We start from the raw sequence: 16,707 nt of genomic DNA on the forward strand, positions 1-16,707 counted from the left end.
AGCCTACCCCGCTTGCCTCTTGACACGCTCGTCGGCAATCCTTTGTAGACCAACACGGTCGCGGCCGGCATCTTTCGCCTGGTAAAGCGCAAGGTCTGCGCGCGCTACCAGCTCAACCGCCCCGCTGACTTTCGAGGTCGCAGTCAACACCGTCGCTCCAATACTTGCTGTAACGACCGAATGTTCGCTCCCCTCGTGAAGCATTCCTAAGTCTCGAATTGACACGCGCACCTTTTCGGCAATCGCGAGGGCGGAGTCTGCATCCGTATCCGGCAAGATGATAGCAAACTCCTCTCCACCAAAGCGAGCTGCGAGATCACTTGATCGACGTGCAGCCGACGCAATTGCCGCGGCAACCGCCTGCAGACACGCATCACCTGCAAGATGTCCGTACTGATCGTTGTAAGCCTTGAACCTGTCGACATCGATCAGAAGCAGAGATAAAGGCCGGCCGGTCCGTTTGGCCGCTTCAAACTCTCGCTGTAGCGCTTCGTCAAGAGAACGACGGTTGGCCAGTCCTGTCAGAGCGTCAGTTTCGGCCAAACCTTTCATACGCTCAGCGAAATTTTTAAGTGAGACCTCCGCCTCCTTGATCGCGGTGATGTCGGAAACAAGAGCCAATACGTGTCGATCTTCTGTTACCCGGGTTCTCAGTGATAGCCAACGACCATCGGTGAGTGGAACCGTCTCGTCCTTGTTGACGAACAACGTCACGGCAGCTGCCTGGATACTGTCTTCATCAAGGTCAACCGGCAGGTCCTTGCGCTCGCCGTTGCGGACAGTCGCTCTGACGATTTCGGTGATATGAGCTCCCTCGCGGCGCGCGTATGCCGATTTCGGAAAAAGTTTGCGGTAGTTTTCGTTACAAAACACGACCTTGCCGTCTGGACCAAACATCGCCAGCCCGTCGGACATTTCTGCCATAGCCTGAGCCATAAGGTCCCGGCTGGCTTGAAGCTCTTGCTCCAATAGCTTCTTCTCGGTGATGTCGACGGTTACCCCGGCCAGTCCAATGAGATCGCCCTGGCGGTTCCGCAATGGCACCTTGGACGTCGAGTACCAGCGCGGCCCCTTCCCGTCTTCAACAAGAAGCTCTTCGAAGTCGTCCAAGGAGACGCCGGTCTGCAGAACCTCTGCTTCACTTGCCACGAGCTGCTCGGCACGCTCCCGCGGCGCCAGGTCAAAATCAGTCAGACCGACCATCTCTGATGACCTCGTCCGACCATGATGCCGCGCGACATTCAGGTTGGCGACAACGATCTTGTGCTCAAGATCCTTGACATAGTGATAGTCAGGCGCCTGCGTGAGAGCAGCACGCAAGATGTCGCGTTCGAGGGTGAACCGTCGAAAATACGCAATGAAGAGACCAATCGCAGCTGTACTGGCGAAGTGAAGCACCATAATCGGCAATCCGACCTCGCCGACCGCTCGCAGAAACCTTGACCACGGCAACAAAGCGAGAACAGCGATTGACAAGATTGCGGACAACAGAGACGCGCCAATAATTGGGCCAAGATTGACCACAGGCTTCCTGCCTGCAATCCACCACACGGCGCACCCAGCGAAATATACAACTGCAATGGCAGTCAGTCCTGGTATCGCCCCCGCGCCCCCAAGATAAGCGCGAAATCCTGCGGCCATAACCGAAGCGATCAACGCGGGACCCGGTCCACCGAATACAGCTGCCGACAAGATAATCGCCTGGCGAAGATCAAAGATCACGCCCACGTCGAACTGAACCGCCAAAAGCATGGAAGCGATCGCCGCCAACCCTAGAGAGAGCCCAAGCCCGAAACAACGCCATTTGTGCGATAACCGATACAGCCGGTATGAGAGATGTGTCCATGCTGATACGATGAGCGCGACAGCTGCGAGATTGCCCGCCAGAACTCTCCATGTCTCAGTCATGGCACCTCACCCTCTTCACGTCTACACAAATTAACCTGAAGCGACGACGTATGTCCCCGAGGCTTTCGCAGGCTGATGGGTCGCTAAAGCCGTAATGGTCGCGTAGGGTCACAAGTCAGCATATGTCGCAATACTGAAAAAGCCGTTTAAGCGAAGTGCGCATCGCCCCAGTCGGAAGTCACATCTTGCTGACGACATTCTTCTGAATTGGCGCCACGGGCGCTCCGGCGTATGGACTGAATTGAACTCGCCCTGGGGCTCGGCCCGGGCCTTGCTGATCTGTCAAATGATAGATAGAGGTCTATTCCCATCAAAATAGGAGAGGCAGACATGGCGACCGGAACTGTCAAATTTTTTGCTCAAGATAAGGGCTTCGGCTTCATCACCCCTGATGACGGCGGTCAGGATGTCTTTGTACATATCTCCGCTGTAGGCTTTGGTGAAGCCCTCAAGGATGGCCAGAAGGTTCGCTACGAAGTGGGCCAGGACCGCAAGACTGGCAAGTCCAAGGCAGAAAACGTCTCGGTCATCTGAGCTGTCAAAGCGATCAGTCCGCGCGGCGACCCGGTGGTACAGTAGTTGCCGCGCACATAATCTTTGTAAGCAAAACGTACGATCTGCCGCCGGAAGATCTTCTGCGCCGGCGGCGACGCCGGAGATACTCCAGGCAGCTCGCGCACCCGTGCGAAACCGTCCTCTAACAGTGCCAGATCTTCAAGTGTCAGGACTGAGTCGAGCCTCTTGGCAACGTTTTAGAACATCGGCCCGAGTTAGTCGCTGTTTTCACTCGGTCAAGCGCCTGGTTCGCTGTCAGACGGGCTGCCTCAAGTCCCTATTGCGAAGTTGGCCCCTCCCCTCAGGATTCCGATGCTGCGAACGTACCGCGCAAAACCATTGCCTTCAGCTCTTCCTCGGTTCGAAAGCCTGACTTGAAGAGGGCTACCAGCTCCTTTGCCAGGCCAAGTTGCTCATCTGTACTCGATACGCCTGCCTCTTTACGAAATATGTCCGCTAGCACTTTGCGTAACAATGCCAACCCTTCTGGACCGATCTCCTGGTCGTCATCGAAATAGGTCCCACCCATCGTTCAATCTCCTACCCAAGCGATGTCTGATCGTACCTCGACATGACACCAAGCTTTTGATCTGCGCAACACATTCTCGCGCGGGCCTAGCTTCTATCCCGTATCGTCGCGATTGAGAGAGGGCCTGGGACCTCGTCGCCGAGCTCGGCCCACCGCTTTATCGTTGTTAGAGGCTATGTAATTGTAGGGTACATCTTCTGAAACAATCTCCATGAGACGTAAATGACGTATCATTTGGGTCCGTTCTCGATTTTTGGGACAGCATCCGGGGCAGGTCTAGAAGCTACTGAGACGTTCTTGGTGCGCTTTGACTCCTAGCAAATCGAGAAACCGTGGAACGAATGCTGAATGAAATGCGGCACGACTGCCGTACGACTATGCCCCCTACCCGTTGCGCCGTTATAACCGCTCACCCCGTTTTCCGATCTCCGTTCGCATTGGCGCGCATCAGCGACATCAGCATTGGTCCGAGCCCGAACTCCCCTACCCTCGCTCGGCGCGTGAGATCGCGGAGATATCCACCTGCCGAGTTGATATGCCCTACCCTCTCCAGGATTGCAGCCATCGCAACTGCGGCGTTCTCAGGACCCATCACCTCGCAAGCTTCCTGGTAAGCCGACGGGCTGACGCCAAGCATCGATCGAACCACCACCGCGGCCCCCATCAGCTCGCGCCAATGGGAGATCGTGCCCCCGGGCCCGTAGTCCAAAATCTGCGGGCAGGCTTTCAGGACCATCGACAGCGGGAACGCCTTCATCTTTTCCGGCTTTGCCAACGGCTGAGCAACCTCTTTGGGTGCTACTTCCAGCTCGACGGCTCCGCCCTGCTCTTTTCCAGAGCTAGGTTCAAGTTCATGGATGGATTCGGGTTTTGAATTCTGTATGTGGCAGCCATTTTGAACAACATTGCCGTCCATATTGTGAGAATCTAGCTGATTTTCCAGAAGGTTGAGGATTTCGGTGCGCAAAAGCTGCATCTCGTCGAGGATTGCCTCCACCTGGTGACGATCAGGATTGCGGGGAAGTCGGCTGACAATGCCGACATACATGTCTTCGATGGCTTCCCAGTCGCCGTCAGCCCCCTCCTCCATCGCGGCGGAGATCAGCTTGCGCACATCGCGCCGGCAGATAGTCAGGGCCTCTTTGGCTCGCCTGAACTGCAGGCGTTCGGCAGCGACTTCCTGTGCCAGGCCTGCAAGTTCCGCAGCACGAGCCAAAAGTGGAGAAAGATCGAACCCAAAGGCTTGCTCGATATCGCCACTCTTGTCCCGGTGAGCGTAACGCTTTCCGTTCGGACTATCCTTTCGCTGGATGAGCCCGGCTTCGACCAGGGCAGCCAAATGCCGCCGCAAGGTCGTTCCGGTAATGCCGTGGGCTCGGACAGACAGCTGGGCATTGGACGGAAAGACCACCAATCCACTATCGCCGTCGAGCTCGTTCTGCGGATAAAAAGTCAAAAGCGCATCAAGCACAGCCAGCGCCCTGTCCTGAAGGCCGAGGCGTTCACGGGCCTCACAGGCGTCGCGAAACACCTTCCATTTTTCGACCGGGCGGTATGGTTTTGTATCGGACGTCTGGAGCTGCCTCTTTACAAGGGCAAGCACGACCGGCCGCCGCCCAAAGGGCGTCGTTACATTTTCGGGATGCATTTTCCTACCTTTCGAAAGGCAACAGAAAAACGCTCGCCGGAACGACGTCAAAGACTCTTGACGGGGATTCTGAGAAGTGCGATTCTCTCAACCGACCAAAGTGGAGAAGGCTCTTCGGAATTCATTTCGGAGGGCTTTTTCTTTGCCGATTTTGCTTCACCGTGAAACAGTCCAGCGGCTCAATTCATCATCAATCCCCCTCGCGATTCTGTTTTTGAAATTGTTCGTAAAGCTCATCCAGTCTCGCTGACACAAACTTGGCGAACGCTGGAACAGCCTTTTCTTCGAAAACGATGGACGTCTTGCCATCGCTCGCTTCGATGCTCACTGCGCGCTTACCCGTCGGAGTTCTCCAAACGTCCGTCGACTCAGATCTCTTTTTGCTTACCTTGGGGTGCCCGGACAACTCACGCAGCAAGCCACTAAGACGCGCATCGCTGTCTAGCCGCTGTTCAACATATCCTCTTAGAATCTGCTGGGCCGCTTCGACCATTGATGGATTTGCAAGATGTTCGGCCAGAGCCATCCATCTGGCGCGTCCCGCCTTGGGCGCGGGGCCAATCAAGTTTACGACACTGTCCGGCAATCGTCGGGCCACCGCAATGTATCTGCTCACATCCGCTTTATCCGTAACGAGAGCAGAAATAATAGTGGCGCGGTCGCACCCACCGTCCTCCAGATTTCGTGCAAAAAAGGCCTTTTCGATAAAGGATAGATCTTTCCGATCCAGATTTTCCCGGCCTTGGGCAATGTAGAGTTGGCTGTCAGAAAGACTTTTAACAATTGCTCGGACAGGTCGCCCGAGCTGTTCGGCAGCTCTCAAACGGCGTCGTCCATATGCAATCTGAAACCTCCCCGCAGTTTCAGGATTTGGACGAACAAGGATCGGCACCTGCTGCCCATGTTCAGCAATACTTGCTACCAGCGCCTCAAAATCGGGGTCGACCTCGAGCTGTATGCGATCAGTTATCTTTGAGTTATCGATCGCAGACGGGTCGAGGGAAACGACCGGTTCACCTTCGGCCAATTGTTGCTGCAGCTTGGTTACTTGCTTGGCATTTTCCGCCATTTCATGGAGTGAGGACCCCATCGCCGATATTGCACCAGTGCGCACCCGATCAGGAGACCTGGCCGGTGACGATGCGGTGACGACCGGCTTTTTCATGAAGAGGTTGTCGATGGAATCCTTGCGGCTCATGAACTTACTCCAGGATGAGAGTCCCGATCAATTGGCTCGCTGTTGGGAGCTCCCAACAAACGCGGTTCAACACTCTGGGAAGATGGGCTGATCGGAATGGTTGGGAGCTCCCAACAATCCGCGATATCATTATGTGGAGAACCGAATTGGGTACTCATGCCCGACCCCAAGCCTGCTTAATCAATGTCTCAACCTCCGAGTTGACCGCCTCCAACGACTCCATCGCCCGATCATAGGTGGAGCGAGTCATGTTCTCACGACCAATCTCATAGAGGGTCTGCTTGGTCAGGCCGGCGTCCGATACCGCTGCAGACTTCAGCATGGGATTCGTCAACACGTAGTCATCAAAAAGATTACGGAGCAGAGCCGCGACCTTCGTTTGAGGAGCGTCTTGAGGCTCATATCTGGTCAATAGGTAGCGGATGAAATCATATTTGAGTTCGCCGCCAGCATCCCGCACTACACCGAGCAGATCACGCGTCATCAAAAGGAACTGACTCATCGACGATATGTCGAGCATCTGCGGATGAATCGTGACGATCATCGCAGTCGCTGCGCACAATCCACTGAGCGTTAGGAAGCCGAGCTGAGGAGGGCAGTCAATCACAACGACGTCGTAGTTGTCGGCAACCTCGTCAAGCGCCGCCGCCACTCGTGCAAAGAACAGCGTTTCGCCTGAAGCCCCCGCGCTGAGCGCTCTGGGCGTCGTATGCTCAAACTCCATCAGTTCTAGATTACCTGGGACGAGATCCAGGCCGTCGAAGTAAGTTGGCCGGATCACCTCCGAAAGTGCGCGACGCTCTTCGTCGTAACGAATTGCAGCATATAGAGTCTGGTTTGACGCGACATCCAATTCCGGAAGAACGCCTAGCAGTGCCGAAAGACTGGCTTGTGGATCGAGATCGACGGCTAGAACGCGATAGCCCTGGAGAGCCAGAAATTGTGCCAAATGAGCTGTCGTTGTCGTTTTGCCGGACCCGCCTTTGAAGTTGGTGACGGCAAGGACTTGCAGATGCTCACCTGGGCGACGGTGAGGGACAAATTCTATCGTCTCTCTACCGCGTGTCGATTGGGCGAGCAGTCGACGAATCTGGTTGATCTCACTGAGATTATATAGGCGCCTCCCGTTACTCGTAGTTTCCGGCTGCGGTCCTTCACCAGCCAGCGTCATTTTGCGCAACGTGGAATCAGATATTCCGATCAAACGAGCAGCTTCACCCGACGTAAACTTACGGAGGACCTTTTGTGAAGTCGGCGGGAACAGCGCCTCGCTCATAGACTGAAGCTGAGAGCTCAGGAGTTCAGCCTGCGCCCCGATCGTTTCATCAGCACTTGGGAGGCTGTGCCTATTCACGTTTTTAGCCACGCTCACGATGATCTCTCTTATCACGGATTTTAAGCCGAAACGGCCTATTTACCGTGACGATACCTGCAACCAGTTTCTTGGCAAGGACTTAATGGTTAACGAAACCTTAATCGACGCATTGCCAACTACGGTAACCCAAACAGATTACGTATTGTATACAGTAACTTAGCATCTCCCTTGTAGCTTCCTGTTCCTCATTTGTTTTACTGTGGATCCTGCAACTTGCCGAACCCGTAAAGCAGTCGATTTCTCTGCCAAACGCATTCGGTCGCCATGTCTACCGCGACTCAGCGCGATTCTCATTTGTCGAATCCTACAACTGCCGCTCGGTTCCGATCCGTGCACATATCTCAATCGACTCAACATCGACGGAGATATCCATGCAGCTACTGGCGATTTCGACACCTCGAACCGCAAAAGAAGAGAGACTGCTCGCTGCCCAGCACGCCCTCCGGGCAAAAGTCTTCGCCGACCGGTTGGGATGGGAAGTCGACGTTGATGACGGGATGGAGATGGATCGATTCGATGATCTACGTCCAACATACATTCTAGCTGTCGGGGGTGACGATCGTGTCCATGGCTGCGCACGGCTTCTACCCGCCACCGGGCCGACAATGATCCAGGAGATTTTCCCGTCACTTCTTCCAGATGGGAGGCTCTTTGCTCACGCCGCAATGATCGAAAGCTCACGTTTTTGCGTCGATACGCAATCGCAAGGATCGAGTGCGCAGAGCTCCATCAACAACGTCACGCAAGCAATGTTTGCTGGCATCATCGAGTGGTCAATCGTCAACGGCTTTAGCGACATCGTCACCGTGACGGATCTGCGGTTTGAGCGGATCCTCTCCCGTGTCGGATGGCCATTGCAACGACTGGGAACACCTCAAAAGATTGGCGTCACCACGGCAATTGCAGGCGTTCTCCCCGCAGACCGCGCTTCGTTCCAGCGGTTGCAGCCACCGCACTATCGGTCGCTCATCGCTACTTCCTTCCACAAGGCCGCTTGAGGACAGCCACGTGACCCAGCTTCTTTCCCATCCAAGACTTGTACGCAAGCTCCAGGAGGCGCTAGGCGATCAGCTATGCGTCGCGCTCGACGACAGTAATGTCGTTGAAATCATGCTCAATCCAGACGGCAAGCTGTTCATCGAACGGCTTGGTCACGGCGTAGCGCCTGCCGGGGAAATGTCATCCGCTGCGGCGGAGATGGTCATCGGGACTGTTGCGCACGCTCTTCAGTCCGAGGTCGATACCAATCAACCTATCATCTCCGGTGAGCTGCCAATCGGGGGGCACCGGTTCGAAGGCCTGCTGCCTCCCATCGTTGCAAAACCGGCGTTCACTATACGCCGGCGTGCCTCACGTCTCATTCCGCTCGATGACTATGTTCGCACCGGCGTCATGACAGACCTGCAAGCAGGAACGATCAGAAGCGCGATCGCCTCGCGATTGAACATCATCATTTCAGGCGGGACCGGCTCCGGGAAAACCACGCTAGCCAACGCAGTGATCGACGAAATCGTAAGAAGTGCGCCAGAGGATCGACTGGTGATCCTCGAAGATACGGCGGAGATCCGGTGCGCCGCCGAGAACGCCGTTCTTCTCCACACAAGTGACAGCGTTGATATGGCCCGCTTGCTCAAAAGTACGATGCGCCTTCGACCTGATCGCATCGTCGTCGGCGAGGTGCGCGATGGCGCAGCCCTCACGCTTCTTAAAGCCTGGAACACAGGGCATCCGGGCGGCGTCGCAACCATCCACTCCAACACCGCCATGTCCGCACTCCGCCGGCTTGAACAACTCACGGCAGAGGCAAGCCAACAGCCAATGCATGAAGTCATTGGTGAGGCCGTTGACCTCATCGTTTCGATCGAGCGCACGCCCCGCGGCAGGAGAGTCCGTGACATCATAACCGTCGAGCGTTTTGCCAAAGGCGAATACGAAATCCAGTCCGAGCACCTTACGGAAGAACAGGAAGCCCGTCATGTTGCGTAAGACCAATGTTTTCGCTTTTTCAGTAATAGCAACTCATTTTGCCTTCGTGGTGCCGGCGATGGCGAGCTCAGGTGGTGGCAGCCTTCCTTGGGAAGGTCCTCTGGAGCAGATCCAGCAATCGATCACAGGTCCAGTCGCTGGATACATCGCGCTCGCAGCCGTTGCCATCGCTGGCGGTATGTTAATCTTCGGCGGCGAACTCAACGATTTCGCGCGCAGGCTGATGTACGTCGTCCTGGTCGCCGGCATTCTGCTCGGTGCGACGACGATCGTCGGCCTCTTTGGCGCCACCGGTGCATCGATCGGCATTTCGGAGAAAGTCACCTCTACCTTCCCAGCTATAAAATCAGGGGAGGGCACAGATGGCTGAAGCTGCCTCAAGACTGCAACGAAATCGCATTCATCGCGCGCTGTCGCGTCCGAACCTTTTGATGGGCGCCGACCGCGAGCTGGTGCTGATCACCGGGCTCGCCGCCGTGATCCTGATCTTCGTTGTCCTGACGGTCTACTCGGCGCTCTTCGGTGTGGCCGTCTGGATCGTCATCGTCGGTCTGCTTCGCATGATGGCCAAATCCGATCCGCTGATGCGGCAGGTCTATGCCCGTCACATTTCCTACAAGCCCCACTACCGGCCAACGGCCGCGCCGTGGCGAAGATACTGAGGTGTCCTGATGGTTGCCCTCAAACGATTCCGCGCGACCGGTCCCTCGTTCGCTGATCTGGTTCCATACGCCGGCCTGGTCGACAACGGCGTCCTGCTGCTGAAGGACGGCAGCCTGATGGCTGGCTGGTATTTCGCGGGTCCGGACTCCGAAAGCGCCACCGACCTCGAACGCAACGAGCTGTCCCGACAGATCAGTACAATTCTTTCACGACTAGGGACCGGATGGATGATCCAAGTCGAAGCCATCCGCGTGCCGACGGTCGACTATCCCACGCCAGATCAGTGCCGTTTCCCGGATCCTGTCACCCGAGCGATCGATGCCGAGCGCCGTGCTCATTTCGGGCGGGAGCAGGGGCATTTCGAGAGCAAGCACGCGATCATTCTCACCTACCGGCCGCTCGAGTCGAAGAAGACGGCGCTTAGCAAATACATCTACTCGGACGAGGAGAGCAGGAAGAAGTCTTATGCCGACACGGTCTTGTTCGTGTTTCGAAACGCGATCCGGGAAATCGAACAGTACCTGTCTAACACTTTGTCGATCGCTCGCATGAAGACCCGCGAGGTCCGCGAGAGGGGAGGGGAGCGGGTCGCACGCTATGACGACCTCATGCAGTTTGTTCGATTTTGCATCACGGGGGAGAGCCATCCGGTTCGGCTACCGGAAGTTCCCATGTATCTCGACTGGCTGGCGACGGCAGAGCTGGAGCATGGCCTGACGCCAAAGGTCGAGAACCGGTTCCTCGCGGTTGTAGCCATCGATGGGCTGCCGGCCGAGAGCTGGCCCGGCATCCTCAACAATCTCGATCTGATGCCGCTGACCTACCGCTGGTCGTCGCGGTTCATCTTCCTCGATGCCGAGGAGGCGCGCCAGAAACTCGAGCGCACGCGAAAGAAATGGCAGCAGAAGGTTCGACCTTTCTTCGACCAGCTTTTCCAGACCCAGAGCAGATCGGTCGATCAGGATGCCATGACCATGGTTGCCGAGACCGAGGACGCCATCGCTCTGGCATCGTCCCAGCTTGTCGCCTATGGCTACTACACGCCTGTCGTCATCCTGTTTGATGATGACCGTGACGCTCTGCAGGAAAAGGCGGAAGCCATCCGCCGGCTCGTCCAGGCAGAGGGGTTCGGAGCGCGCGTCGAGACCCTGAACGCGACAGATGCGTTTCTCGGAAGTCTGCCGGGGAATTGGTACGCCAATGTCCGTGAGCCGCTGATCAATACAAGCAACCTGGCAGATCTCGTCCCGCTCAACTCGGTATGGTCGGGTAACCCAGTGGCGCCGTGCCCTTTCTATCCGCCGAACTCGCCACCGCTGATGCAGGTCGCTTCGGGATCGACGCCGTTTCGTCTCAACCTGCATGTCGACGACGTTGGCCACACCCTGATCTTTGGACCGACGGGCTCGGGAAAATCGACGCTTCTCGCGCTGATCGCCGCGCAGTTCCGTCGCTACGAGTTCGCTCAAATCTTTGCTTTCGACAAGGGTAACTCGCTCCTCCCCCTGACGCTTGCCGCCGGCGGCGATCACTACGAAATCGGCAACGATCAGAACGGGGAGGGGAAAGCGCTGGCGTTCTGCCCTCTGTTCGATCTTTCGACAGATGGCGATCGCGCCTGGGCGACCGAGTGGATCGAAACGCTTGTCGCCCTGCAGGGCGTTACCATCACACCCGACCATCGCAATGCAATCTCACGCCAGATCGGGCTGATGGCGACAGCACCCGGAAAGTCGCTATCGGACTTTGTCAGCGGCGTGCAGATGCGCGAGATCAAGGACGCACTCCATCACTATACCGTCGACGGCCCGATGGGTCAGCTTCTCGACGCGGAAGAGGACGGGCTGACGCTTCGAGCGTTTCAGTGCTTCGAGATCGAGCATCTCATGAATATGGGCGAGCGTAATCTGGTGCCCGTTCTCACCTACCTCTTTCACCGGATCGAGAAGCGGCTCGATGGCTCTCCGAGCCTCATCCTCCTCGACGAGGCCTGGCTGATGCTCGGGCATCCGGTTTTCCGCGACAAGATCCGGGAATGGCTGAAGGTTCTCCGCAAAGCCAATTGCGCCGTCGTATTGGCGACGCAGTCAATCTCCGACGCCGAGCGCTCCGGCATTATCGACGTCCTGAAGGAGTCCTGCCCGACCAAGATCTGCTTGCCGAATGGTGCCGCACGCGAGCCGGGCACGCGGGAATTCTACGAGCGGATCGGTTTCAACGAGCGCCAGATCGAGATCGTCTCGGGCGCCATCCCGAAACGCGAATACTATGTCGCCACGCCAGACGGACGGCGGCTTTTCGATATGTCGCTCGGGCCGGTGGCACTGAGCTTTGTGGGCGCATCCGGAAAGGAAGACCTGAAGCGGATCCGCGCGCTGAAGGCGGAATATGGCCAGGACTGGCCAACCCATTGGCTTGAATCGAGAGGAGTTCCGGATGCCACGTCGCACCTCAACGCCCAGTAACTGGATCGTCGCAACGATGACTGCGGCAATCGCGCTGTTGCCGATTGCTTCCGTCCATGCGGGCTCTGCAACGGGCGCCGCCACCGAATGGACGCAGCTCGCCAACAATGCTCAGCTCATCGATCTTCTCAAAAGCTCTGGCCTGCAGGTCGATAACCAGCTGACCCAAATCACGCAACTCGCAGAGCAGATTCAGAACCAACTGAAGATCTATGAGAACATGCTGCAGAACACAGCGCAGCTCCCTGATCATATCTGGGGCCAGGTCGAGGGCGATCTCAACCGCCTGCGCAGCATTGTTGATCAAGGGCAGAGCATCTCGTTCTCAATGGGCAATGCAGACGATGTCCTTCAGCAGCGGTTCAAGAGCTATGCGGACCTGAAAACCAATCTGCCAAATGCCGAATCCTTCTCGAGCACCTACCAGTCCTGGTCAGACACGAACCGGGACACGATCGGCAGCACGCTCAAGGCGGCGAGCCTGACAGCGGATCAGTTCGACACGGAGGAAAGCACGATGACCTCGCTGCGATCCATGTCGGAGTCGGCCGACGGCCAAATGAAGGCCCTCCAGGTCGGACACCAGATTGCCGCCCAGCAGGTTTCACAGATGCAGAAGCTGCGTGGTCTTGTCTCGCAGCAAATGACGATGATGGGGACATGGCTCCAAACCGAGCAGACGGACAAGGACCTCGCGCAGGCCCGGCGTGAGAAATTCTTCAAATCAACGGCTCCCTCAACATCCGGCGGCGAAAAGATGAAGGTGGAGTGGTGAGAACGAAACTGATCTTGGCCATCCTCGCCGCAATCATCTCTGTTGGAGGAACAGGCCTGTGGTTCCTGATCTCAGAGAGACAGGGAGCGCGAGAGCGGCACGAAAAGTTCTTTGGGTCGACGAGGGAGTATCCGACGTCGGGCGGCGAGAAGATGAAGATCGAGTGGTAGGCGCATGACCTCTGAGCTCAAAACGATCAGGGGCATTACGGTGCTCGTCGCATTCATCGTCGTGTCGTTCCAACCCGCAATTGCGCAGGAGGGGTCGGTCCTAACGGCCCTCCAGAACGAGATCACTACTGCCGCAAAAGGTTGGGAGACCACCGTCATGGATGCGGCGAGATCGCTGTTCTGGATTCTCGCAGGGATCGAAATCGGTATTGCCGCGGTCTGGCTGGCGCTTCAGGCCGCGTCGCTCGACAGCTGGTTTGCTGAACTGGTCCGGCGCATCATGTTCGTGGGCTTCTTCGCATTCGTTCTCGCGCAGGGTCCGACCTTCGCGAAGGCGGTCGTCGATAGTCTATTTCAGATCGGCGCTGGTGGAGGCACGGCTTCGCCAGCCGATGTGTTCAACGCAGGTCTGACCGTCGCGACCAAGATGTCAGAGAAAGTGCAATTCGGGCTGTTCGAGGACAACGCGCTCGCCATTTCGGCGGCCTTTGCGATGGTCGTAACGGTGATCGCATTCTCGCTCGTTGCCGCGATCTTCGTATCCGTGATGGTCGAGATGTATCTCGGTCTGCTCGCGGGAATGATCATGCTCGGATTGGGAGGCTCGTCCTTCACCAAGGACTTCGCCATCCGCTATCTCATCTATGCATTCTCAGTCGGCATGAAGCTCATGGCTCTGGTCATGATTTCCCGGATCGGCTCCGAAGTCTTGATAGGCCTAGCGAACCGGCCCGACGTCGGGGACCAGTTTCAGACCGCATTAGCGATCGCCGGGATCGCGGTCGTGGTCTTCATTATCGCCATGTATGTCCCGAACATTATCCAAGGCGTTGTTCAAGGAGCATCGGTCACAGGTGGAATGGAAACCATCCGTCACGGTGGACAGGCTGCATCATTTGCACTTGGAGCAGCGTCGCTCGCAGCGGGGGCAGTCGGAGCTGGCGCCGCGGCGGCTCAATCCGCACGCGCCGCAGGATCCTCTATTGCAGGCGCAGCACTTCGCGGGATGGGAGCCGGTATCGGGTCGGCTGGGAAGGCGGCCGGCTCGGCCGCCAAGGAAAAGGCGATCGGTTCGCCCGGAGCCTATGCCGGCTCGATCATGGGACTCGCCAACGCCAAGCTCGATCAGAGCCGCACCGGTCAATCCGGCCCCAAGACGCCACCCGAACGAAACGACAAGTAATCATCAGAAAGGCGACAAGCGATGGCAGCAAACCGGCCGCCCGACAGCCCTTACCTTGCCGCCCGGCAGGAATGGACGGAACGATATGGATCCTATGTCCAGGCCGCACGCGCATGGAGGATCGTCGGCATTCTTGGGCTATCGATGGCCGTGATTGGCTTCACCTATGCCATGTATCTCAGCACGCAGGTCAAGCTGGTGCCCTACATCGTTGAGGTCGACAAGCTCGGCACCTCGGTGACAGCAGGCTTCCCCCAGCAGATCGAGTACGCCGATGCCCGGGTCGTTCGCGCAACGCTCGGCAACTTCATCACCAGCCTGAAATCGATCACGCCGGATGCCGTGGTGCAAAAGCAATACATCGACCGGACCTACGCGCTTCTCAGGACGTCCGATCCTTCGACCCAGAAGATCAATGCCTGGTTTCGCGGCAATTCGCCGTTCGAAAAGGCGAAGACATCGACAGTCGCCATTGAGGTCAACAACATCGTGGCGCTGTCTAACCAGACCTACCAGATCGACTGGACCGAATACGAGCGCGACCGCAAGGGCAAGGAAATCGGCACGCGCCGGTTTCGCGGCATCGCGACGGGCTTGTCGCAAATTTTCGAGAAGGTCAAAGCCACCCCGTTATCGGCCGCATTTTTATGCTTTGTTAACCTTTTGAAGTCCGAAGAGGTGCGCAAGCAGATCGTTCTGAACGTTGACGGTCCAGCCGCCAGAGAAGCCGAAGCCCTTCCTGAGCCAGAGCATGGCTTCGAAGCCGGCGATTGTGCGGCGCGCCGTTTTGAAAGATTGGAAGCCGCCGATCTTTGGCATGTTCTTCTTCACACGGAAGTGGTCGCTCTCGATGCCTTGCTGCAGATGCTTGGTGACATAGTGCACAGGATCGGGATGCAGCAGTCCGTTGTCAACCGATGTCTTGATCGCGGATGGGAACGTATTGGCACCATCCGTGCCGATCTTTTCCGGCGAGAGCAAGGGCTCATCCTTGAGCATTTTGCGGAAGAAGCGCTTTGCGGCATCAAGATCGCGCCTTGCAGTCAACAGAAAATCGACCGGATTTCCGTTCTTGTCGATCGCCCGGTACAGATAACGCCATTTGCCACGGATATTGACGTAAGTCTCGTCGATCCGAATTGAGCCGCAATGAGGCCGACGAAACTGACGGAGCCGCTTCTCGATCAGCGGCGCATAGGCGAGAACCCAGCGGTTGATTGTACTATGGTCGACCTCGAAGCCGCGCTCGCGGAACATCTCCTCGAGATCTCTGTAGCTGAGCGGGTACCGCAGATACCATGTCACCGCCTGAACGATGAGCCATGCCTCGAAATGTCGCCCTTTGAAATCATCCTTCGACTGGCGCTTCAACTTTTCGGCAATGGCGTTCAGAATCATGGCTACGCTCCGCTACACGAGGAGCGGAATTTCCCCCGTCGTGGTCAACAGCGAGTTAACCAAGAAAATTTGCGACAAGCCCATTGAAAACCAGAATGGCGACCGTGTCTTCGTTGGTGCCAATCTCAGCGTTTCGATCATTGCACCGAGAGCGACCGACCTTGCCCGGCTTCAGGATTTTGACGCGATCCACACCGGCAGGTCGAGTCATGTCGATGCTTGGCTGCCGCACTTCAGCAAGGCCACCAAGGTCTCCTACGATTTCGCGACGGTTCACGATGCCAAGCGGATTGCGCAGGTTGCGCCACATTGCTTCCTGCTGGCCTTTTCCGGCGGAAGCCTGAGCCGGCACGAGGCGCTGTCACTCGCTGGCCTCGCCCATGCGCACGGCGCCACATGGAGCCTTGTGACCCGCGGCCAGGAAGGGGCGTTACTCTTCGGCCCACACGGCTTCCATGAAGAGCCAGCGCAAGCCGTCGAGGCCATCGACACGCTTGGAGCAGGTGACACCTTCATTGCGTATGTTCTCGTAGGGCTGCTCGAGGAGCGGCAATCGGGTGATGTTCTATCCGGAGCCGCACAGGCGGCAGCAAAGACCTGCCTCATGCGTGGCGCATTTGGCCATGGTGCTCCGATGGCCATCGATCTCTCGAACATGATGAGCCTTGAAGAAATCTACAGGATCACCAAGCCTGCGGCAGTCCCCGCCGAAGCGTGATCCAGTGCGGACCGGGCTTCACATCTATCGCCCAGACCATCCGCTCACCAAGCAATCTGGCCCCTTTCAACGAAGTGGATGTCAGAGCAGGTGTATCCAATCCCGCACTCGTCGCGGGTGATAGCCTTTCGCCATC

16 protein-coding genes and 1 pseudogene are annotated in these 16,707 nt (G+C 57.1%); 11 read left to right on the plus strand and 6 right to left on the minus strand.

Going from position 1 to position 16,707, the window contains the following annotated elements; translation table 11 throughout:
- Positions 1-3: 3 nt before the first annotated feature.
- Entirely contained in the window at positions 4-1,908 is a 1,905-nt protein-coding gene (locus D4A92_RS24630; protein ID WP_203021237.1) for a diguanylate cyclase, read from the minus strand.
- A 330-nt stretch (positions 1,909-2,238) separates the two neighbouring features.
- Here D4A92_RS24630 and D4A92_RS24635 point away from each other — a divergent pair, with 330 nt between their 5' ends.
- Positions 2,239-2,442 (plus strand): cold-shock protein, encoded by a 204-nt coding sequence (locus D4A92_RS24635; protein WP_035227053.1) that lies wholly within the window; start codon positions 2,239-2,241, stop codon positions 2,440-2,442.
- A 322-nt stretch (positions 2,443-2,764) separates the two neighbouring features.
- On the opposite strand, the gene D4A92_RS24640 is transcribed toward D4A92_RS24635, so the two are convergent.
- The 4 genes from D4A92_RS24640 to repA form a co-directional block, all read right to left on the minus strand.
- Positions 2,765-2,992 carry a hypothetical protein gene (locus D4A92_RS24640; protein ID WP_203021239.1) on the minus strand — a complete coding sequence of 76 codons (228 nt, stop codon included), beginning with the start codon at positions 2,990-2,992 and terminating at the stop codon, positions 2,765-2,767.
- Between the two features lie 409 nt (positions 2,993-3,401).
- Positions 3,402-4,640 (minus strand): plasmid replication protein RepC, encoded by a 1,239-nt coding sequence (repC, locus tag D4A92_RS24645; protein ID WP_203021241.1) that lies wholly within the window; start codon positions 4,638-4,640, stop codon positions 3,402-3,404.
- A gap of 190 nt (positions 4,641-4,830) precedes the next feature.
- Positions 4,831-5,838, minus strand: coding sequence for a plasmid partitioning protein RepB (gene repB / locus D4A92_RS24650; RefSeq protein WP_203021243.1), 1,008 nt, complete (start codon positions 5,836-5,838; stop codon positions 4,831-4,833).
- 154 nt (positions 5,839-5,992) lie between these two features.
- Positions 5,993-7,210 (minus strand): plasmid partitioning protein RepA, encoded by a 1,218-nt coding sequence (gene repA, locus D4A92_RS24655; protein ID WP_203021245.1) that lies wholly within the window; start codon positions 7,208-7,210, stop codon positions 5,993-5,995.
- Positions 7,211-7,584: 374 nt separating this feature from the next.
- Between repA and traI the strand changes: the two genes are divergently transcribed.
- The 9 genes and pseudogenes from traI to trbF all read left to right on the plus strand — a co-directional run.
- Positions 7,585-8,211: an acyl-homoserine-lactone synthase TraI gene (gene traI, locus D4A92_RS24660; protein WP_112635409.1), complete on the plus strand. Its 627-nt coding sequence runs from the start codon at positions 7,585-7,587 to the stop codon at positions 8,209-8,211.
- A 10-nt stretch (positions 8,212-8,221) separates the two neighbouring features.
- Positions 8,222-9,199 (plus strand): P-type conjugative transfer ATPase TrbB, encoded by a 978-nt coding sequence (gene trbB, locus D4A92_RS24665; RefSeq protein ID WP_112635407.1) that lies wholly within the window; start codon positions 8,222-8,224, stop codon positions 9,197-9,199.
- Positions 9,189-9,569, plus strand: a complete 381-nt coding sequence (locus D4A92_RS24670; RefSeq protein ID WP_112635405.1) for a TrbC/VirB2 family protein — start codon at positions 9,189-9,191, stop codon at positions 9,567-9,569. Before trbB ends, D4A92_RS24670 begins: the two co-directional genes overlap by 11 nt.
- A complete protein-coding gene (locus D4A92_RS24675; protein WP_172891011.1) occupies positions 9,562-9,861 on the plus strand; it encodes a conjugal transfer protein TrbD in 300 nt (99 codons plus the stop codon). The genes D4A92_RS24670 and D4A92_RS24675 overlap by 8 nt, the downstream gene beginning before the upstream one ends.
- A 9-nt stretch (positions 9,862-9,870) precedes the next feature.
- A complete protein-coding gene (locus tag D4A92_RS24680; RefSeq protein ID WP_203021247.1) occupies positions 9,871-12,327 on the plus strand; it encodes a conjugal transfer protein TrbE in 2,457 nt (818 codons plus the stop codon).
- Positions 12,328-12,343: 16 nt separating this feature from the next.
- The gene (trbJ, locus tag D4A92_RS24685) at positions 12,344-13,102 is read left to right on the plus strand and encodes a P-type conjugative transfer protein TrbJ (protein ID WP_425959492.1); all 759 of its coding nucleotides are present in this window, start codon (positions 12,344-12,346) and stop codon (positions 13,100-13,102) included.
- The gene (gene trbK / locus D4A92_RS24690) at positions 13,099-13,272 is read left to right on the plus strand and encodes an entry exclusion protein TrbK (protein WP_246754183.1); all 174 of its coding nucleotides are present in this window, start codon (positions 13,099-13,101) and stop codon (positions 13,270-13,272) included. Before trbJ ends, trbK begins: the two co-directional genes overlap by 4 nt.
- A 4-nt stretch (positions 13,273-13,276) precedes the next feature.
- Positions 13,277-14,455 carry a P-type conjugative transfer protein TrbL gene (trbL, locus tag D4A92_RS24695; protein WP_172891009.1) on the plus strand — a complete coding sequence of 393 codons (1,179 nt, stop codon included), beginning with the start codon at positions 13,277-13,279 and terminating at the stop codon, positions 14,453-14,455.
- A gap of 21 nt (positions 14,456-14,476) precedes the next feature.
- Positions 14,477-15,046, plus strand: a pseudogene (trbF, locus tag D4A92_RS24700) (conjugal transfer protein TrbF); the annotation flags it as partial.
- A gap of 54 nt (positions 15,047-15,100) precedes the next feature.
- Here trbF and D4A92_RS24705 read toward each other — a convergent pair.
- Positions 15,101-15,853, minus strand: coding sequence for an IS6 family transposase (locus D4A92_RS24705; RefSeq protein ID WP_125271518.1), 753 nt, complete (start codon positions 15,851-15,853; stop codon positions 15,101-15,103).
- Between D4A92_RS24705 and D4A92_RS24710 the strand changes: the two genes are divergently transcribed.
- On the plus strand, positions 15,852-16,571 hold the full coding sequence (locus D4A92_RS24710; protein ID WP_246754184.1) for a PfkB family carbohydrate kinase: 720 nt from the start codon (positions 15,852-15,854) through the stop codon (positions 16,569-16,571). The two genes, D4A92_RS24705 and D4A92_RS24710, sit on opposite strands and share 2 nt — an antisense overlap.
- Positions 16,572-16,707 lie beyond the last annotated feature (136 nt).

The sequence above is a fragment of the Rhizobium rosettiformans genome (genome assembly GCF_016806065.1).
Classification (GTDB): Bacteria; Pseudomonadota; Alphaproteobacteria; order Rhizobiales; family Rhizobiaceae; genus Allorhizobium.